1 protein-coding gene is annotated in these 260 nt (G+C 46.2%); it reads right to left on the reverse strand.

The window, feature by feature from the left end:
* The coding region (locus V5P19_RS23865; RefSeq protein WP_334408042.1) for an inverse autotransporter beta domain-containing protein at positions 1–260 on the reverse strand (260 nt) is incomplete at both ends.

A 260-nucleotide genomic window follows, 5' to 3' on the forward strand; every position in this document is an offset into this window, starting at 1 on the left:
TTATCATAGCGACTACCACGTAACGACTGACTTTCGGCAACCTCGCCCGCAGAAAGTTGTTTTTTGAGCGGTACACCAAAGCGGTAATTAAGATTCAGCCCGAGGTTATTTTGATTCTCGCCACTTTCACCCTGTTTATGCTGGGCCGTCACAGTGACTAATGGCACAGGGGTGTAATTTAATCCCAGACTCAACGCGACGGGATTGTGATAACCCGTACCAGAGTTAAACAAATCAACACGATCACCAAAATACTGTTC

Source organism: Enterobacter sp. UNJFSC 003, from assembly GCF_036903355.1.
GTDB lineage: Bacteria > Pseudomonadota > Gammaproteobacteria > Enterobacterales > Enterobacteriaceae > Enterobacter.